General features: G+C 44.1%; 16 protein-coding genes and 2 tRNA genes. 1 reads left to right on the forward strand and 17 read right to left on the reverse strand.

Going from position 1 to position 20322, the window contains the following annotated elements; all coding sequences use genetic code 11:
• Nucleotides 1-21: 21 nt before the first annotated feature.
• From VQ048_RS03445 to VQ048_RS03485, 9 genes are all read right to left on the reverse strand, one after another.
• Entirely contained in the window at nt 22-1149 is a 1128-nt protein-coding gene (locus VQ048_RS03445; RefSeq protein ID WP_327610290.1) for an oxygenase MpaB family protein, read from the reverse strand.
• Nucleotides 1150-1216: 67 nt separating this feature from the next.
• Nucleotides 1217-1723 (reverse strand): methylated-DNA--[protein]-cysteine S-methyltransferase, encoded by a 507-nt coding sequence (locus VQ048_RS03450; protein ID WP_327610291.1) that lies wholly within the window; start codon nt 1721-1723, stop codon nt 1217-1219.
• Between the two features lie 64 nt (nt 1724-1787).
• Nucleotides 1788-2213, reverse strand: coding sequence for a VOC family protein (locus VQ048_RS03455; RefSeq protein WP_327610292.1), 426 nt, complete (start codon nt 2211-2213; stop codon nt 1788-1790).
• Between the two features lie 99 nt (nt 2214-2312).
• Nucleotides 2313-3548 carry a porin gene (locus tag VQ048_RS03460; RefSeq protein ID WP_327610356.1) on the reverse strand — a complete coding sequence of 412 codons (1236 nt, stop codon included), beginning with the start codon at nt 3546-3548 and terminating at the stop codon, nt 2313-2315.
• A gap of 2 nt (nt 3549-3550) precedes the next feature.
• A complete protein-coding gene (gene kbl, locus VQ048_RS03465) occupies nt 3551-4750 on the reverse strand; it encodes a glycine C-acetyltransferase (protein ID WP_327610293.1) in 1200 nt (399 codons plus the stop codon).
• Between the two features lie 109 nt (nt 4751-4859).
• On the reverse strand, nt 4860-6317 hold the full coding sequence (gene dacB, locus VQ048_RS03470) for a D-alanyl-D-alanine carboxypeptidase/D-alanyl-D-alanine endopeptidase (protein WP_442872807.1): 1458 nt from the start codon (nt 6315-6317) through the stop codon (nt 4860-4862).
• A gap of 149 nt (nt 6318-6466) precedes the next feature.
• Nucleotides 6467-8911 carry a replication restart helicase PriA gene (gene priA / locus VQ048_RS03475; RefSeq protein ID WP_327610294.1) on the reverse strand — a complete coding sequence of 815 codons (2445 nt, stop codon included), beginning with the start codon at nt 8909-8911 and terminating at the stop codon, nt 6467-6469.
• Nucleotides 8912-8979: 68 nt separating this feature from the next.
• Complete coding sequence (locus tag VQ048_RS03480; RefSeq protein ID WP_327610295.1) at nt 8980-9903, reverse strand: alpha/beta hydrolase; 924 nt, start codon at nt 9901-9903, stop codon at nt 8980-8982.
• A 16-nt stretch (nt 9904-9919) separates the two neighbouring features.
• Nucleotides 9920-11149, reverse strand: a complete 1230-nt coding sequence (locus VQ048_RS03485; RefSeq protein WP_327610296.1) for an ABC transporter permease — start codon at nt 11147-11149, stop codon at nt 9920-9922.
• Between VQ048_RS03485 and VQ048_RS03490 the strand changes: the two genes are divergently transcribed.
• Nucleotides 11136-12392: an exo-beta-N-acetylmuramidase NamZ family protein gene (locus VQ048_RS03490; RefSeq protein ID WP_327610297.1), complete on the forward strand. Its 1257-nt coding sequence runs from the start codon at nt 11136-11138 to the stop codon at nt 12390-12392. The two genes, VQ048_RS03485 and VQ048_RS03490, sit on opposite strands and share 14 nt — an antisense overlap.
• Here VQ048_RS03490 and VQ048_RS03495 read toward each other — a convergent pair.
• From VQ048_RS03495 to VQ048_RS03530, 8 genes are all read right to left on the reverse strand, one after another.
• Complete coding sequence (locus VQ048_RS03495) at nt 12389-12592, reverse strand: hypothetical protein (RefSeq protein WP_327610298.1); 204 nt, start codon at nt 12590-12592, stop codon at nt 12389-12391. The genes VQ048_RS03490 and VQ048_RS03495 overlap by 4 nt on opposite strands.
• Before the next feature lie 2 nt (nt 12593-12594).
• Complete coding sequence (locus tag VQ048_RS03500) at nt 12595-13170, reverse strand: DUF3575 domain-containing protein (RefSeq protein WP_327610299.1); 576 nt, start codon at nt 13168-13170, stop codon at nt 12595-12597.
• Nucleotides 13171-13180: 10 nt separating this feature from the next.
• Complete coding sequence (locus tag VQ048_RS03505) at nt 13181-14356, reverse strand: thioredoxin family protein (RefSeq protein WP_327610300.1); 1176 nt, start codon at nt 14354-14356, stop codon at nt 13181-13183.
• 111 nt (nt 14357-14467) lie between these two features.
• Nucleotides 14468-14540, reverse strand: a tRNA-Met gene (locus VQ048_RS03510).
• 52 nt (nt 14541-14592) lie between these two features.
• A tRNA-Met gene (locus VQ048_RS03515) sits at nt 14593-14665 on the reverse strand.
• A gap of 84 nt (nt 14666-14749) precedes the next feature.
• Entirely contained in the window at nt 14750-15580 is an 831-nt protein-coding gene (tatC, locus tag VQ048_RS03520; RefSeq protein ID WP_327610301.1) for a twin-arginine translocase subunit TatC, read from the reverse strand.
• A gap of 142 nt (nt 15581-15722) precedes the next feature.
• Complete coding sequence (locus tag VQ048_RS03525) at nt 15723-19001, reverse strand: AAA family ATPase (RefSeq protein WP_327610302.1); 3279 nt, start codon at nt 18999-19001, stop codon at nt 15723-15725.
• A gap of 3 nt (nt 19002-19004) precedes the next feature.
• Nucleotides 19005-20219 (reverse strand): exonuclease SbcCD subunit D C-terminal domain-containing protein, encoded by a 1215-nt coding sequence (locus VQ048_RS03530; protein WP_327610303.1) that lies wholly within the window; start codon nt 20217-20219, stop codon nt 19005-19007.
• Between the last annotated feature and the right edge of the window lie 103 nt (nt 20220-20322).

Below are 20322 nucleotides of genomic sequence, written 5' to 3' on the forward strand. Positions count from 1 at the left end.
TTTATATTCCCCTTTTTTCTTTTAGCGAATCGCCGTGCGGTAATCCGACAGAACGCTGCGCTGCTGTTTGTCGCCTTGCTGCCTCTGTTGATCCCCCGGAGGAATAAAATCGTTACTCAATTTTATAGCGTTAGGAATAACCTGCCGAAACTGTACCGGAGGAATCCCCAAAGCATTCTTCACCCCCGGATCGATTAAGAAGTTGGAAATACTTTTATGGATGTACCCCATGTTTCTTTTGACGACTTCCAGTTTAAGGAGATTTACCGCCGTATTTTCATTCAAAAGAGCCTCTGCAAGCTTTAAGGAATCTTCATCCGGCTCTCCTTGGTACTGCGTCCAAAAGTAGAAAAAGGAAACCGCCTCCCTCCGATGGGTCGGAATCAGTTCTAAAGGGACGCCCAAAAGATAAGTTACGTATTTCCACAAGTGAAAAATGCCGGCTTCCTCCCGTGCCGAAAATTTAAAATTCAACCGCTCCAAGCCGTATAAAAAATAAACCGTAAAAGCGATATGCGTAGCAATCATATCGGCATGGTTAATCGGAATCCCATAACGATCGTCTTCCCAATCCGGAAACTTCCCAAGAATCATTCCCCGTGAAGCCGAGTGAATCAGCCTGGTCCTAAGACAGGCATCCAAACGAATTTGACTCGCTTCGGGCGAACTTCGGGAAACATCCACCCAAAATCCTAGCGTATTATAAAGACGGTGAACTGCTCCTTTTTCCAAAGCTCCCGTAGCAACCAAGGGTTTAGTGAGGTTCGCAAAATAGTAGCCTCCCAAAAGGGCAAAATCCCTCAATACCAGCAGTCCCACCAGCCCGCTTCGTTCCGATAGTCGGCATCCTTCGGCCAATAAATCTTTATCCAACCATTCGGGAACTAGGCTTAGCTTAGCTTTGAACGCCGTGTAATCCTCAGGAAGCTCGCTTTCGGATGCTTGTCCATGCAACGATTTCATAATGGTAGAAAAACGCCCGTCTTTCATCCATCCGTTCACCAAAGCGTCCATTTCTTCATCATAGCGGTAAAACCAATCGGTGGAATACCCTCCCTGAAGTTCATTTTCGGAAATGCCAGCCCAATCGAGAAAATCTTTCCCGTTACCCTCCGTCCAAAACCGTTTATTCTTTGGATTTTTTATCATTTTCTTAAAATTTTAAAATTACCATCCAAAGGACTATTGCAAATAACGAGCCTTTTGAATGAACTCCTTAAAACAAAACCGCTTTTTCCAGTTGCAAAAGTTTTTCCTTTCGCCAAAGGCCTCCCCCATACCCCGTTAACCGCCCATTACGGCCAATCACCCGATGGCAAGGCAAAAGAATGGAAATACGATTCTGCCCGTTAGCGTTGGCTACCGCTCGTACCGCCTGAGGACGTCCGATATTTAGAGCCTGCTGTTGATAACTTATCGTACAACCGTAAGGAATCGTTTGAAGAGCCGCCCAAACCTCTCGCTGAAAATCCGTGCCGGCCAAAGAAAGCGGTACGGAAAACTCACGGAGCCGTCCGGCAAAATACTCTTCAAGTTCTGCTTCCAAAAGTGAAAAATAAGGACTTTTTCCTTCAGCCAACTCACTCCGCCAAAGGCTTTGAATCGCACTTAAACTTTGCACCAACGTTGCTTTATCCGAAAACTCCAAAAGGCAAATACCCTTTTCGTCGGCACAAGCCGTCATTTTCCCCAAAGGCGTTTCAATCGTATGAATCAAAAGCATAACCCCGAATTTATTTCGTATTTAAAAAGATTAAAAAAAGGAAGCCTCAATGACTCCCTCATAATTATCTTTCCTCAAAATTCACCATCCAATTGATGCCAAACTTATCGGTAAGCATGCCAAAATAAGCCCCCCAAAAAGTATCTCCCAAAGGCATGGTTACACAACCTCCTTCGGAGAGTTTTGAAAATACCGCCTCGGCTTCCTCCCGACTTTCCGGAGTTACCGAAACCGAAAAATTATTTCCTTGGGAAAAAGAAGGAGCCCACTCGCCGCCGACATCGCTTCCCATTAATACCGTAGAGCCGATTGGTAAACTCACGTGCATGATTTTATTTCGATCCTCTTCCGAAACCGTCATTCCTTCACCGGAAGGCATCTCGCCGAAACGACCAAGGTAAGTGAACGCTCCACCAAAGACTTCACGATAGAAATTAAACGCTTCTTCGCAATTGCCATTAAAATTCAAATAAAGATTGATTGTTGCCATTTTGTTCTGATTTTAAAAGAAAGGACACAGCAATAAATATACCCATTCGTTCAGGAAAAACAAAATCCCGCGAAATAATCGCAGGATTTTGTTTTAGAGTTAAATTCCCATCTCGATTTGCAAACGAAGGTACCAATTATCCCTCTTCGTTCCGTCGTAATATCTGAAGTCATTCTTGGAAACTTCCAACTGTGCTTTAAAAGCGTGTTCCCATAAATATTTCGTCAATCCCAAAGAATATTGCTTTTGTTTTGGCATAAATCGAAAGACGTCATCATGAGGATTCAAAGTCGAAAACCGCCCGATGATTTCCCAATTTTTAGGAAAAACATAACTCAACTGCGTGTCATACCCTTGGCCAGTGTAAACGAAATTGGATTCCAAAAGGTTCTTCGGGTTTACCGCTATCGGAGAAGCTCCCGGTGTCCGGCGATTCATGTACGAAGACATCAATGCCCAGCCGTTGTATTTCAACAAAGCATCCGCCAAAAGCGAAGACATCGTCTTGGGCTCATACAAAAGGCTCCCTTGTTGCCCCGCCGTACGCCGCGCGTGCTGGTTGTAATGGTAGGTGGCTCCCAAATAAAGCTTCGGGGTTTCCTCCCTCATCAAATCCCCTTCAAAAAACTCCCCGCCCTTCTTGAAAGCTCCGAAAGGAAAAATTTCTAAACGACCGGTATAAGCTAGTCCATTATCCTTCGTCTTGGTCCAGTTACGCCCCTCTCCTGTAGAAACTGTCGTACGAATATTAAATCCAAAATCATAAGGATTTTGACTTCTGAGGTAATACGCATGAATCCCAAAATCCCGATCAATATTAAAAATGGCATTGTTAATCGAACGATCCGTAAGCTGTAAAGCCCCCGACGAATTTACCCTCTGACGGTTTCCAGGCAGTTTGGTTTGTCCAAAACCGAAACTCCAAGACTTATTCGGCGTATAAAAAATCATCGCATCCCGAATGACGTTCAAATCGCCATCGTCCTCCAAAGGCCCCACATCCTTGGGAGCAAAGGATAATTGAATCACATACAAGAATTTCGGATTCCCCACATAGCCATCCAAACGAAGCCGTAAGCGCCGAATCATAGCTTCGTAAGAGACTTCGTTGTTCTCGCTCAAAACCTCCATTCGGTTTTGCATGCGGAAGCGGATATTCATCTGAAACAAGCTGTCCGGAGAAGTCATCCCAACGCCTTTCCCAAAGTTATAATAAGGCAACGATTCGATTTTGATTTCGTCCTCGGCGTCCAAGACCAACGTGTCCTTTTTCTTTTGGGCCAAAAGCATCCCGCTACAAAGAAGAACAAAAAGAAATAAAAGCCTTCCTTTCATTTTCATGATCCGATAACGCCTAACTCTTTCCCTACTTTCTCAAACGCCGCAATGGCCTTGTCCAAATGCTCTTTCGTATGAGCCGCCGACAACTGAACCCTGATTCTGGCCTTGCCTTTAGGAACCACCGGATAAAAGAAGCCTATAACATAGATGCCTTCATCCATCAGCCGTTCTGCCATTTTTTGAGACAGAGGCGCATCGTAAAGCATCACCGGTACAATCGCCGCATCGCCATCGGGAATATCAAACCCTTTGGCCTTCATCTGCGTACGGAAATACTCGGCGTTAGCCATCACCTTATCCCTCAGTGTAGTGTCCTCCGCCAACATATCCAACACCTTGATGGCCGCCCCGACAATCCCCGGTGCCAGCGAATTGGAAAAAAGATAAGGTCTTGAGCGTTGTCTCAACATATCAATGATTTCTTTTTTGCCGGAAGTAAAACCTCCCAAAGCCCCACCTAAAGCCTTACCCAAAGTGGAAGTAATGATATCCACCCGACCCATCACGTCGTTGGCTTCATGGGTTCCGCGCCCTGTTTTACCGATGAATCCCGTAGCATGAGAGTCGTCCACCATCACCAAAGCATCGTATTTCTCGGCCAAATCGCAGACGCCCTTCAAATTCGCGACAATCCCATCCATTGAGAAAACCCCATCGGTTACAATGATTTTAAAGCGATGTTTTTTCTCGCTGGCCGCTTTAAGTTGAGCCTCCAAATCTGCCATGTCATTATTTTTATAACGGTAACGGGCCGCTTTGCAAAGTCGCACTCCGTCAATAATGGAAGCGTGGTTAAGTTCGTCGGAAATAATCGCATCTTCCTCCGTAAACAAAGGTTCGAAAACCCCTCCGTTCGCATCAAAGCAAGCCGCATACAATATGGTGTCTTCCGTACCCAAAAATGCCGAAATCTTTTCTTCCAAAGTCTTGTGAATATCCTGAGTTCCACAGATAAAGCGAACCGAAGACATCCCATACCCGTGGGTAGCCATCATTTCCTGCGATGCTCTTACCACCTCAGGGTGATTGGACAATCCTAAATAATTGTTAGCACAAAAATTAAGAAGACGCTTTCCGTTCGCCATAATTTCTGCCGATTGGGACGAAGTAATAATTCGCTCTCGCTTATAAAGCCCTTCGTTATCAATATTTTGCAACTCATTACGAAGATGAGTGATAAACTGTTGTGAAATCATATTCTTTTGTTTTTTACAAGCCCCCAATTTACAAAAAACCCTCAGATATTAAAAACGAAAACTCCGCACGTTAAACAACGTACGGAGTTCCTTGTTCCTAATTTTAATTCTATAAATTGACTGCAGGCTCCAAAAGTTCTTCCATGCGTTTTTTTACCTGATCCACAGATCCTGCATAATTATTGATCAACAAAGAAAAGGTAAGCGTTTTGCCCGAACGCGTTTTAATATATCCGGCAAGCGTTTTTACCTTATTTAAGGTTCCCGTCTTGGCAAAAATCTGACCGTAGCCTTCTCCAAAAAACATTTTCTTTAAGGTTCCCGTCTGTCCTGCAACCGGCAGAGAGTTAAAAAAATCCTTATAATAAGACTCTTTCATTTCTCCTGCCAAAAACCGGGCCTGAGCCATCGGCGTTACCCGATGGCTTCTCGAAAGTCCGCTTCCGTCTACATAAACCAAAGCCGAAGTATCAAAATTCTTTTGTTTCAAATTCTCCGTGACTACCGCCCGACCCGACTCCAACGTTTGGTCGCCCTGCTTCTGGAAGCCCACCATCCGAAGCAAAGACTCGGATAAAGCATTGTCACTCCTTTGATTGGTATCATACACAATATCACTGAGCAACGGCGAACGATAAAGTGTAATTAACGTTCGGGTTTCAGGATCGCGATCCACCATTTTGGGCGTTACCTTTCCGGCTACTGCAATCCCTTTTTTTATCAAGCTTTCCCTGAGTTTCGTTGCCAAATAACTCGGTGCATCGGGTAGTTTGGTGTCCACCCATTCGCCCTCGAATTTATCGGCATAAACAAGCTGGTGGATATAAGGCGAAACGTAAAAATAAGACTTGTCATCCGAAAACGGATTGTTCTTTTTGGTTAATTTTTCGTTTCTGGGATTGATATTCCTTGTCGTTCCTACCGGTAAATAATAGCTTCCGTGCTCCATCCAAACAATGTTTTCCGGAAGGGTAGCACGTTTGTTTTCCTTGAATACCGCCGTCTGAATGATAATATCACCGGTAATTTTTTTGATCCCCTTCGCCGAAATCTCCTGAACAAAATCGGCCAAAAGAGAAGTATAGTTGCTCGCTCCGGCTTTACCCGTTCCCAATGAAGGATCGCCACTTCCCACAATATACAGATTGCCTTCCAAAACCCCATCGGGATTAAGGCTTCCCGAATATTCCAACTGGGTAATCCATCGAAATTTAGGACCTAAAAGCGAAAGCGCCGTATCGGTGGTCAAAAGTTTCGTGGTGGATGCCGGAACAAAAGCTTCGTTCTCGTTATAAGCACTAACGACCTTCTGAGTTTTGGGGTCGTAAATAACAAAGCCCCAATTGGCATTTTTCAGCACGGGATCGCTCATCAGACGATTGATGTTTATATCAATTTCGTCCTTAGTGCTCAATGTGTATTTTTCCGATTCTTTTACCGAGGAAGACGCCTTAGCTTGATTTTCATACATCGAAGCATAATGAGTCGGAATACTCCCGGACTGCGCCGAAAGCCCTCCCGATAAAACAATGGCAAAAATTGAAATATAATGTCTAATATTTTTCATTGGTTTTGACTCTATTACGGCAAGTGAAACCCCTTAAAAAAAATCTCAATATGGCGTTTCTCTTTATTCCGAACGTTCAAAAGTATAAATTATTTTGAAAGTCAAAGCATTAGCCTCTTTTAAAATAACAGAATTTATGTTAAAATACGTTAAAAATCAACATAAATATTCTTTTTCACGGATTGATACCCCGTAATCTCGTCGAATTCCGCCAGCGCACGAACCACCTCCTTCTTGAAAAGAGTATAGCGTTTTCCACGTGGCAGTTTCAAAAGAATTTGATAGTGATACATCAGATTAATTTTGGCAATCGGTGCTTTTTCCGGCCCCAAAATGCACTCGATGGGAAGGTATTTCCGCAATACCGAACCCAAAAACTGAGAGGCACGATCCACTTTATCCTCTTTGCGATGTTTTAATTCAATTAGTATCGTTTTCGTGAAAGGCGGATAATGAAATTTTTTGCGTTCCTCCAAAAGATAATCGTAAATCGTACGATGATCGCTGGCTTTAATCAACTGAAAAACCGAATGGGTCGGATTAAACGTCTGAATCAGCACCCGACCAAGCCCAGAGCTCCGCCCCGCCCTTCCCGAAATTTGGGTAATCAGCTGGTAAGCCCTTTCTTCCGCCCGATAGTCCTGAACATATAACATCTGATCCGCCCGAGGAACCACCACCAAATCAATCGCTTCAAAATCCAACCCCTTGGCCATCATTTGCGTGCCCACAATAATATCGGTTTCCCTATTTTCAATCTTTTCGTAGAGCTTTTCATAGGCAAATTTTCTTCGCATACTGTCCACATCCATTCGATCCACGCCCGCATCGGGAAACAGCCGACCAACTTCCTCATAAATTTGCTCCACTCCGATTCCTTTCGTATTAAGCTTTTCCGAATTACATTTCGGACAATTTCTCGGCTTGGAAGATTTATGACCGCAGTAATGGCACTTTAATTCGTTCACGTATTTATGGTAAGTCATCACCACATCGCAATTCGAGCAATACGTCACGTAACCGCATCCTTCGCATTCCACAACATTGGCGTACCCTCTTCTGTTATGTAAAACCATAATCTGCCGCCGATGCTCCAAAGTCGTTTTCATTTCCTCCAAAGCCGACAAGGTGAAATTTCCGTTTACTTTTTTGGTGTCCTGTGCCTCCTTAAAGTCAAGAAGCTCATACACGGGTAAAGCCGACCGCCCGAAACGTTCGCCCAAATAAACCCTTTCGAGTTTACCTTTTTCTGCCAAATAATAAGAATCAACAGAAGGCGTGGCTGAGCCCAAAAGCAAACGGGCATCGTATTTTTCTGCCAAAACCATCGCCGCATCCCGACCATTGAAATAAGGACTGGCCTCCCTGGGACGATAGGCCGAATCGTGTTCTTCATCCACAATAACCAGTCCCAAATTTTCAAAAGGCAAAAACAGTCCGATTCGGGTGGAAACCACCACCTTAAACGTGTTGTTCTTTATCTTTTTCCAAACTTCAACCCGTTCAAAATCGGTTAACTTTTGATGGTAAAAACCAATTTGCTTACCGTATTTTTTCTCCAGCCTTTGAAGAATTTGTTTGGTTAGGGCAATCTCTGGCAGTAGCAAAAGCGTGTTCTTTCCTTCGCTAAGTGTTTTTTCGATTTGCTCCAAATACAAATGCGTCTTTCCCGATGCCGTCACGCCATGCAACAGAACATTTTTTCCCGAAGCAAAGGCACGGGTCATTTTTTCGTTTGCTTCCGATTGCGTTTCCGTTAAAGTCTCCAACGCTTCCGTTGCCCCTTCATAAGCCTCCAACCGATCCTTGTGAAGGTGGTATTCTTCCAACAACCCCTTTTCGCAAAGCGATTTGAATTGAGACTGAGAAAAGGCCCCCTCCTCAAAAAGAGTAGATTTCCGGAGAGGATTTTCCGGATGCTCCGTCAGTTTTTCTACTACCGTCAAAAATAATTCCTGCTGCTTCGGCGAGCGTTTTAACCGAACCAATAGCCGAGAAAGTTCGGACGCCTCGTAATTCGGACCGAGACGGACATAAGCCACTTCTTTTGCTTTGTATTTTTCCGCGACTTTTTCGTCAATTTCGATATACTGAAGCGAAAGAAGCGAATTAATCGTTCCTATAATGTCCCGCTTGGGAATAAAAGCTTCTATTTCCGTCAGATTCACCAACTGGCGAACCTCCAATGCCTGAATAAGATAGGTTTCATTGACATCCAAAAGCTCAAATTCAATCCGAACATTCGGTTTTAATTTCAAATACGTCTCGCTTTCCAATTTCAAAGAAGAAGGAAACGCCAAACGGTAAATCTCACCGATATTGCATAAATAATACGCCGAAAGCCAAAGCCAAAAGTCAAGTTGCTGACGAGGCAAGAGGGGAGCGTCATCCAAGAAACTAATAATTTCCTTCGGCGAAAAATCCTCCGGAGGCGTATCATGCAGACGCAGAATAATCCCTGTATAAATTTTCCGCCCCCGAAAAGGAACCAAAACACGCATCCCTTCCACTGCCATAGAAGCCATGGCTTCGGGGATACGATAAGTGAATACCCCCTTCAAATTAAGCGGCAATATAACTTCGGCAAACGTCAAAATAAAAATTTAATCGGTATTACAATCATAAAACTAAGACTAAAAGCAGCCCCCTAAAAAATAATTAACTACTTTCCGAAAAGAAAAAGCAAAGGAACGGCCAATCGTTTGCTCCATGATTTTTCACTATGATCCTCGCCCGGAAAATATTTCGTAATCCAATGGTTTTCATCGTATCCCCTGCCTAGCATTACCGCATCTGCCCTCTCTTGAAAAGGAGGATACAAGGCATCTAACGTCTGATCTCCGGTGTCGAAATAAATCCGATGATGCTGAGGCGAAGGCAAATTCTGCTCTAAATAATCAAAAAAATGTTGAGGAATAGGATTGTTTTCACGCTCCATTGTCCCGATCCAATGGGTAGAAAGACACGCGGCCCCACCAAACACTTCGGGATACTCGCATAAAGCATAGAACGAAATCAAACCGCCCATGCTACTGCCCATAATAAAGGTATGATCCCGATCCGAATGCACAGCGTACGTTCTGTCAATAAAAGGTTTAAGCTCATTCACGATAAACTTTAAATAGTGATCCGAACCCGGACGAAAATCACCGTTGCTCCGCCCTGCCTTTTTCAATTGGGCATTTATAATGCGTTTTTCTTCTTCGGTCATTGCCTCAAAAGGCTTTTGGGGAAAATAATCCGAATGACGGTTTTCGCCTCCGTTCCAGATGCCTACCACAATGAACTTTTCGGTTTGATTGTCTTTCTGTAATTTTCCTGCCACTTCGTCCACTTCCCAAGCCTGAGCATTCCACGTTGTTGAAGCATCGTAAAGCATCTGTCCGTCATGCATGTAGAGCACACTGTACCGCTGCGTAGTGGTATACCCCTCCGGTAACCAAACATCCACATGGCGCGAAGACGTATAGGCCGAATGGAAAAACAAACGATCGATTGTACCACTCGAAACCTTGGGAGTCAATTCCTGAGCCGGATTCGCAATCGAAAAAATAATCGCAAGCAGCGAAAAAAAGGGTTTCATCATCCTTTCTGCATTTGAATTAATCGTACTTAATGGCCTTTACCGGTGAAATTTTGCTGATCAAATAGCTGGGCAGAACCAATGCAAAAGCCGACACTAAAAGAATACCAAAGGAAATGGCCAAAATATAGAACGGATTGAGATCAACAGGAACTTCGCTAACATAATAATTTTCGGGATTAAGGCGGATAAAACCAAAAACCTTTTGAGCAAAGAGAAATCCCAATCCAATTAGATTACCGAACAAAAGCCCCGGAACCATAATCAATAACGTGTAGTAAATGAAAATCATACGGATCTGACCGTTATTCGATCCCAAGGTCTTGAGCATGCCTATGGAATTGGTGCGTTCGATGATAAGAATGAGCAAAACCATGATGATGTTAATGACCACCACCACCAACATAATGGTGATAATCAAGGCGATATTCGTATCAAAAATATTAATCCAATCGACAATCTGAGGGTACTGATCGGTTACTTTCTCGGCATAATTCTGAACCCCTATCAACGCTTCTATGGAAGGAAAGGCTTGATTAATCGCATTATTGTTTTTCAGAAAAACTTCCACACCACCGTATTGATTCGGCTCGATTCCTTGGATTTTTCTGGCATGATTCATATCGCCAATCACGAAAAGATCATCCAACATCTTGATGTCCGTTTTATAAACACCTACGATTTTAAACTTACGGTAAATGGGATTTTGATCCTCTCGGGAAAAAATCGCTACAATGCTGTCGCCTACTTTTTTGTGCAGATCCTGGGCAATTTTTTGCGACAAGGTGATTTCGTTCGAGAAGCCTTTACCGCTAATTTGGGGCGTTCGGCCTTCCACCAAAAATTTTTTGAATCTTTTGTGGTCAAAATCTTGATCCACCCCTTTGAATATAATTCCCGCAAAATTATCTTCCGTCCGCATAATACCACTAACGGTAACAAATTTTTGTACGGCATCAACCTCCGGAAGGGCTTTTATTTTTTCCAGTTGAAAATTTTCGGCACTCAGCACCGAAGAATTATACGAAGAGTTGGATTTTTGGGACTTAATCTGAATCGCTCCTCCGAAATCGGTCAATCTCTTTTTAATGGCATTTTTGGAGCCAATTCCCGTAGAAACGGTAATGAGGGAAACAATCACCCCCAAAGCCACCGACAAACGACCAATGAAAATAATCACCCGGGAGAGGTTATTTTTGTTATCTTTGGAAAACGCTATCTTTTTTGCAAAATATATGGGAAAATTCAAGACCGTAGTTTTAAGCTTCAAAATTAAAAATTTACTATTGATTAGCCTAATTTATTTAGGGGTATCAGGGAGAAATCAGGCGCAAATCTCTAACGGAAGACCAGAGTTAAAAAGCGGAGCCGACCGTCCGGAACTTTATCTTCCTTTGCTGAAAAATAAAAAAACGGGTGTCGTTACCAACCAGACCGGAATTGTCCTGAGCACCACCAAACACGAGGGAAATTCAGGAACCCAAACGGACACCTTAAGTATTGTGGATTTTTTATTGGAAAACGGAATTAACGTTAAAAAAGTTTTCGCGCCCGAGCATGGTTTCCGAGGCGAAGCGGATGCAGGAGAACACGTGAAAAACGGTGTAGATCACCGCACCGGGCTACCGATTATTTCGCTTTATGGTAAAAATAAAAAGCCGACGGCGGAACAGATGAAAGATTTGGATGTAATTGTCTTTGACATTCAGGATGTTGGGGTAAGATTCTACACCTATATTTCCACTTTGGCTTACGTGATGGAAGCCGCTGCCGAAAATAAAGTCGAAGTCCTCGTATTGGATCGTCCCAATCCGCACGACGGCTACATTGACGGTCCCGTTCTGAAAAAGCCTTGGCAAAGTTTTGTCGGCCTGCACCCCGTGCCGGTCGTTTATGGCATGACCATCGGAGAATACGGCAAAATGATTAACGGCGAGGGCTGGCTTAAAAACAAAATTAAAGCCAAGTACACCCTAATCCCAATGGAAAACTATCGTAAACGCCGCCGTTACCCTTTACTGAAACGCCCATCGCCTAACCTGCCCAATGAGCAAGCCATACGGCTATACCCTTCCTTATGTTTCTTTGAAGGAACTCAAGTTTCGGTGGGAAGAGGCACCCGCTGGCCTTTCCAAGTGTACGGAAGCCCTTGGACCCCTTCAATGCCCTTTACCTTTACCCCTCAACCCTCCGACGGAGCAAAAGATCCTTTCCTCAATGGGCAGCTTTGTTACGGGGAAAACCTTACCGAAACAACGGGTGATCTGAAAAGACTTAATCTTTCATGGCTGCTCAAGGCTTATCAGGCTTATCGGCACCCTAAGCAGAATTTTTTCCTTTCAAACCTGTTTTTCGACAAACTGGCCGGAACCGACAAATTAAGAAAACAGATCATCCAAGGCAAAACCGAAAAGGAAATCCGTGAAAGCTGGCAAAAAGAACTCGAAGCCTTCCAAAAGATCAGAAGAAAATACCTCCATTACGAAGACTAATCGAAAGAGTCCGGCGAAGAGCCGTCTCGGTTCTTATAAAGAATAAACAAGCCTATCGAAAGGCCAATAACCCCAGCCGCTGCATTTAGAAGAGCCCGGCTCAATCTGTCGGGAGCATCGTTCCCAAAATAATTCATGGCAAACACGATAAAAAAAGTGATGACCGACAAGAGAATATGTTTTGAATTGAAAAGCTTCATATTTACTGAATTTTATAAGACACCATGACCCCGCCCCGATAAGGGATCCATTCGCCGCTTTTATTCCATCCGGAAGCGTGCTCGTAACGCACCCAGTTTGGAGGAATGTTTTCATAACCGTGGTAAAACCCCTGAGAAGTTCCGCCTCCGAGGTAAAAATCAATTCCCCAACGCTCTTTCCATTGGAGCTGATACCCTACCGTTGCACCCAACATATAGTTAAATCCCCGTTGAAATTTTTCGCTTCCGATGTAGTTCCATTTGGACATGTCAAAAAGACCAAACCCTGCATTTGCCCCAACATACCACCCCCGAAATGCTTTGTCGAAATAATAACGCCCCTCCAAATGCCCCATGTAAATCTGCATATGGTTTCCGAAGAAAGAACGCCATGGTGAAACAAAAGCATCCGCCTGAATGGTATATTTTTCAGCGAGTTGGTATTCCAATCCGGCATTAAGCATCCCTAAGGGAGCTAATAGTACATTTCCTTTTGCATGCAAGGCTTTTTTTTCCTGTCCGAAAATCATCGCGGTAAAGCCCAATCCCAAAAATAATCCCAGTTTAATTTTTCTCATCCTCGGCGGGTTATTTAGAAAGTTCGTTTAATAATGCTTCCTGTACGGCGGAATCCATGCCTCTAGCCTTGGACAAAGAAACCGAACGTTCCGCATACATCAATGCTTCCTGCTGTTTTCCCGTTTTGGCGTAAAGCTTTGCTAAAATATAAGTATTTTCAGGGGTTTCGGTAGCCATTACAGATTTTTCTGCCCATACCGTAGCCGCTTTTAACGAGAGTGGATTGGTAACGTGCTCGGCAAAAATAAAAGCCGTTCGGTTTAGTTCGTCCGGTTCTATGCCTTCTCCCTCCCGATAGTAAGCCAGGGCTGTTTGTTCAAAAGCGGAAAAATTACCCACCGAAGGGTAAAAATTAAGTTTTAAACGCGCCAATGCGGTTTCTGCTTCCGTTTTCCCCAAAAAGCCTCCCACTTCCGAAAGAAACAAAGCTTCATCAATCGTTCCTTTTTGGTGATCCACCGCTTTATCAACCACTGCGTTGAGTGTCACCTGTAGTTTAAACTGATCATAAACGTTTTCAGGCAAGGCTTTGATGATGGCGTTTCTGTCGCGAAGAAAAACTTGATAATTCGGATCATTCGCCGATTTCAAAAAATAAAGCAGCATGGAAACTTCGTCTCTGGAATAATCCCCAGGCTTGCGAACTTGAAAGTACCTCTCGCTGACTTTTTTGGCAAACTCAGGATCCGTGTTGGCATTAAGCTTTATCGCGTTAAAAAGAAACTCAGGATCTTTTTCTCCCTGTGCAAAACGCTCCTTCGCCGAACCGCCTTTTCCCACAGAATTGGCTTCGTTCCCCAAAGCCAAAAATTGGGATTCCTCCAAATACCCCATTCCTTTATAAACCACCTCGCCTTCGCCATTAATGAACAAATACGTCGGGTAAGAACGAACACCGTATTTCGCCGCAATGGTCCTCCCCTCGCCTTTCTCCATATCAAAACGGGCGTTCACAAAATTATGGTTATAGTAATCCCTTACTTTCTCCTGAGGAAAAACATTCTTTTCCATCTGTTTGCAAGGACCGCACCAAGCCGCAAAAGCATCCACAAATACCAATTTGTTTTCTTTTTTTGCTTTGGCCAAGATTTCTCCAAAAGATTTATCTTCAAAAGCAATCCCTTGTTGAGCCTGCATCTGAAAGCCCAATAGAATGGCTAACGGAAAAAGAGTCTTTCTTACCATGAATTATGAAATTTCGGCAAAGATAACAATATTGATCCAGTTAAAGACCAACGAGACTTAATTGAAATAAAAAAGGTTTAATTCCTTTTACAGAACTAAACCTTTCTTTAGTAGCGGGGACACGACTCGAACGTGCGACCTCCGGGTTATGAGCCCGACGAGCTACCTACTGCTCTACCCCGCGGTGTTTCTTGCGGATTTCATCTTTTTCTTAAAAAAGTGAAAAAAAATCTTAGTAGCGGGGACACGACTCGAACGTGCGACCTCCGGGTTATGAGCCCGACGAGCTACCTACTGCTCTACCCCGCGATATTGGACTGCAAATTTACAACTTTTTTTTTATGCTGCAAATTTCTAATCTATTTTTTTCTAAAAAATCATTAAAGCCTTTAGTTACCCCTTCACCAAAACACTCTCCTTCTGCACTTTTCTATACGTACGGGCACAAAGCGCAATGCTGAGTTCATAAAGAACCAAAAGCGGTAATGCCGCCATCATCATGCTAAGCACATCCGCCGGCGTAATAACAGCCGCAATCACCATGATCACCACAATAGCATGACGTCGGTACGTGCGGAGGAACATCGGGGTAAGAATCCCAATAACGGTGAGAAAATAAACAATAATGGGAAACAAAAAAACCACCCCCATACCTATCACAATTTGGAAAAACAATGCCGCATAATCGGATAAATCGTACAGCGGTTCAATAATATCCGAAATCTTAAATACCACCCCAAAATTAATGGCAAAAGGAAGAATCAAAAAATACCCGCAAAGCACCCCCAGCATAAACAATAGCCAAACCGAATTAATCAACCAAACCGAATTCTTCTTCTCCCGCGGATGCAGCGCAGGAGAGATAAAACGCCAAAGCTCCCAAACAATGTAAGGAAAAGCCAAGACAATACCTCCGACAACCGAAACCGCCATCATAACGTTAAATTGCTGGTAAAGTTTCTGAACCCGTACCGGAAAATCCGCAGGCAACTCAATGGCTGATTGTCCGGTAATCTGGTGCGATAAAAAATTAATCAACCTGAACGTGGGAAAATCATTGCGCACCGGCCCAAAAAAAATAGAATCGATAATCCAGTTAATATTAAACCCCACAATAAAACCACAGACCACCACGGCAATCACGCAGCGCAACAAGTGCCCGCGAAGTTCGCCGATGTGTCCCAATAAAGACATTTCTTTTTCGTCGTTCGTTTTGTTCATCATTTTTTTCTTGAAAACACAGACGAAAAGCATTTCTTCGTTTCCATCCGTATTAATCGTGCGAAAGTACGGAATATTTATTTTTCCGCCATAATCCGCTTTGGGTTCAATGCTTCTATTTTTATTTTTTTCTCTAAAAATCCGTTTAATTTTTAACCAACTTTATGGTGGATCGGCCGCTTCCCGAAGCCACGACCTCGATATGGGTGGAAATCCGTTCCTTAAGTTCGGAAAGATGCGAAATAACCCCAATGGTTTTTCCCTCGCTGTGCAGATTAGACAAAGCACTGAGAGCAACATCCAAGTAATCCGAATCCAACGTCCCGAATCCCTCATCAATAAACATGGTGTCCACCCGCATATTCTTACTGGCCATCCCGGCCAAACCAAGTGCCAAAGCCAACGAAACAATAAATTTTTCGCCTCCGGAGAGATTTTGAACCGTTCGTTGTTCGTTATTCTGAAAACGATCCATCACCAACAAGTCAAAAGGGTTGGAAGCAAGGGAGTTACGCTTCAATATGTAACGGTCAGATATTTTCACCAATTGACGGTTGGCCAGTCCCACCAAATGTTCGAACGTGAGCGATTGGGCAAAATTACGGTATTTTTTACCGTCACTGGAGCCAATAAGTTCCGCCAATGCCCCCCAACGTCGACAGAGATTCTGTTGTTTTTCTTTTTCTTTCAGTTTTTTTGCATTACGGCGACGATTTTCCTCATCAGCCTGAAGTTTTTGTCTCAAGGCTCCCATGGTCTGAGCCCATTGTTCCGCCACGGCTTTATGGGCATCCCATTCGTCCTGAAGCTCTTGCAGTGTTTTTTCCGTGAGAGCCTGCTGCCGAAGTGTATCGTACTCTTCAATTTTAGTTTGGAGGACGGCTTTGGATTGTTGCAACAAAGAGCCTGCTGCGTTACGGCATTTTTCTGCTTCGCTTTTTTCGGTCTCAAAACGATGAATTTCGGCATGGAGTGCACGTTCTTTTTCATCCGCAGAAAAATCGCCGAACAGTTCCTTCCGTTCCCCAGCCAATTGCTCTATTTCTCCGTTGAGCCGAGCCAATTCTTCCGTTTGAGCTTTCAAAAAAGAGGACTGGCTCTCTTCTTCTTTTCGGGCTACGGCAACAGACTGAAGCAAATCCGAAATCAGCCGTTCATGTTCCAAAATTTGACTTTGATGGCTTTTCCAGGCGTCCAAATGCGCTCTCAGCTGGGACAGGTTCTCGGCTTGGTAAAACGAAAGACTTCGGGCAAAAGTCTCTTTCTGACTCTCCCGTTTTTTTTGCAATTTGGAAAGGGCTGTCTTTCGGTCTTCCATTCTTTGAATGAGGAGTTTGCCCTCAGCCTGACTGGTTTTTAGAGTTTCTGACACGTCTTCTTTAGCTTTCAAAAGAGCCGGTAATTTTTCGTCCCGAAGCAAGGTCACCTCGCGTTCCATCTGATAAACCCCCTCAATCGTTTCGTTGAGGACTTTAAGCCTTTGCCTCTTTTTTAGAATAAGTTGTTCCAGCGCTTCAACCAAAGGTTGGCCTTCCTTCGGTTTTTCTGTTTCCCAATGGATTTCCTCTTGGAAAGCCTCTCGTTTTTCGACTAAATCCGCACAATGCTGCTCCTCTTTTGTTAAATTTTGCCTGGCATGCTCCAAATCCGAATTCAGCTTTGCCAAACGTTCGTTATCTGCTCTTAACTGAACGTCAACTTTTTGCCACTCTTGCTTCAAGACCTTCAGTTCGCTTTCTTTTTCGTCGGTCCGAGGCTCAATGCCTTGAGCAAAAGGATGTTCCAATGCTCCACAAAGTGGACACGCTTCCCCTTCCTTCAGACGATGGCGGTGAGGCTCCAAGCTCTGCACCGTCCGAATCAGTAAAAGATTTTCTTCCAACAATTTGATTTTGTCTTCAAGACGAACCGCCGTTTCTTTTTGAACCTTTATGTTTTTTTCGAGATCGCTCTTCGAGGTTAAAAGCTTCTCCTCCTTACAAATTAAATCCTGCTTTGCATTAAGGGCAGCTCCCCATTGCTCCTCAAGGGCAATTCGCTCTTTAAGACGAAGTCCTTCATCCGTAATCCTCTGTTTTTCTTCCAAAAGAACATTTACCGACTTTCCTTCTGCCAGCGCTTCCATTTTGGCTTTCAACTGATGCAATTGCGAAGTTCCCTTTGCCCAATCCTCCTCCTTTTCCGAAAGGGAGAGAGCCTGTTTCTCCGACTTCAAAGTAAGGGTTTCCAACGCCTCTTCCAGTGCCGAAATTTCGAAATAAAGCCCCTTCAGCTCCTCATCGTAGACCGAAAGTTGCTTCCCCTGAGTTTCAATCAGAGCGAAATCCGATACCAAAGCCTCGTAAGCTCCGTGAGACTGAACCCAAAGTTGTTTCGCATGAAGTTCCTTTTCGTACACCCGTCGAAGTTTTTCCTGCTTTTCGATTTCTTTCCCGATGGAAGAAAGCCGATCTGCAAGCTGTTGGGACTTTTCAACAATGGGACGCTTGGTTTTATTTTTTTCCGCCAGTTGCGTATCGAGCTCCCGAACCCGCTTCAGAATCGGAACCATGTTCTTCTGACTGACTTTGGAGTGCTCCAATCGGGCTTGTGATTCCCGATAAACTTTATCGGTTTCCGTCACTTGGATTTCCAGCTCGGGAAGTTTTTGCCGAATCTCGGAAATTTCGCTTTCCAAACGCAACATCCCGGTTTTCCAAACACGCGCCTGCTCTGTGGTCAAAAGAACCGCTTCCGCTTGATTTTTGTGTTGTTCTGCTTCTTTAAAGGCTTCATCAAGCGATCGGGTCTCTTCTTCAGAAAGCGGTCGAAAAGCCTCCAATTCCAAAGCTATTTTTTCCAGTATACGATTCTCGGTTTTGTTGCGTTCAAATACTCTTCTGGAAATTTCACCGTAAATTTCCGTTCCCGTCATCTGCTCTAAAAGCTCCCCTTTTTCGTTGGGTTTTGCCTGAAGAAACGCCGCAAAACTTCCCTGAGCCAAAAGAATTACCTTAGTAAATTGTTCGAAGGTAAGCCCTACGATTTCAACAATTTTGGCATCGCAAGCCCTTACCTGATCGGCTACGATTCGATTATCGGCATCCGCTATCCTGCGATGTACCGGTTTAAGATTGCCGTTTCGGTTCTTCTCCTGCTGCCAGGACGCTTTCCATTGTTTCCCCGAAACTTCAAAAACAATTTCCGAATAGCAATCTTTCTCCCCTCGGGTCATGACGGCATTTTCGCTCGCACTAATTTCCACCCTCGGCGTTTTTCCGTACAAAGCCAACACAATGGCATCAAGAATCGAACTCTTACCCGCTCCCGTGTTACCCGTAATGGCAAAAAGCCCCTCGCTGGAAAAGGATGGATGGGTGAAATCAATTTCGTTGTCCCCCGAAAGCGAATTGATATTTTTGAATCGGAGTTGGAGTATTTTCATGGTTTAATCCGTAATATTTAATCCGTCCACAATTTCTTTATAAGCTTCCCTTAATTCTTCTTTCTGTTCCTCGGAAATCCCCTGATGTTCGAGCAATCGCTCAAACACCTCCTCTACATCAAAATCTTCAAGCGATGCATTCGCCTCCTCAAACGCCAATGCCTCATTCAAATGGAAACGATTCTGAAGTTTAAGCACTTCGATACTGGTATTTTCGGTCTGTTGAGCCACCCACTGCGAAAAATCAGGAAAAAGATCCTCGCCCGTATAAGTGATTTCCACCCAAACCGAGTCGCCCTCATTTTTCAGCGTCTCCAAACGACGCCGGATACTCTCTTTGTTTCCACGAACCGACGCCAGTCGTTGAAAAACCGGAATACGAATCGTTTCAATGGTTCTCGTTCCCCCCTCAAAACGAATCACATAAACGCATTTAGACTGGTCTGCCTCACCAAACCCCATAGGAATCGGTGAACCGCAATACCGAATATGCTCTTTAATCTTGGACGGCACGTGGTAATGCCCTAAGGCCACATAATCGAAGGCTTCCGGAAAAATATCGCTTCCAACAGCTTCAATCGTGCCAATATAAGTTTCCCTCACGCCATCGTCATCGTTTCTCTTTCCCCCGGCGACAGACAAATGCCCCGTGGCAATAATCGGGATATCGCAAGACAAAGCCGCCCTCTTTTCCACCGCTAAAGCCGCAATTTGAGCATAATGTTTCTGAATACCAGCATTGATCCGTTTGGAGCGGTCGGCATAGTTTTCACCTTCGGTAAATCGGACAAGATCGCGTTCCCGCAAAAAAGGCACCCCGCAGACCATCAATACGGGCGTTCCTTCATCATCCTTGATGACAATAATTTCGTCTTCCAAATCCCCAGCGGAATGCCCGATAACCGTAACACGCAAAGCCGCCAAAATATCTTTCGGTGCATTGAGAAAACTCGGCGAATCGTGGTTTCCTCCAACAACAATAACGTTTTTGCATCCCGATTGCCGAACCTTCATCAAAAAATCATAATAAAGCTTCTGTGAGCCGCTTCCAGGAGTTGCCGTGTCAAAAATATCCCCGGCGATGAGAAGCAAGTCGATCTCCTCCTCGGTAATCGTCGCCAAAAGCCACTCCAAGAAAGCCTGATGCTCCTGCTTACGCTCTTTTTTGGAGTAAAGCGTACGCCCCAAATGCCAGTCCGAAGTGTGCAGTATTTTCATTAACGATTGATTTTAATTAAAAAAAACAGACGCTTATTCCTCAAAATAGAGCCCCTAATTTAAACATTTATTTGCTACCACCTAAAACAAAAACCTTCCCTTT

Source organism: Bergeyella anatis, from assembly GCF_036016955.1.
In the GTDB taxonomy this organism is placed as follows: domain Bacteria; phylum Bacteroidota; class Bacteroidia; order Flavobacteriales; family Weeksellaceae; genus JAYWXI01.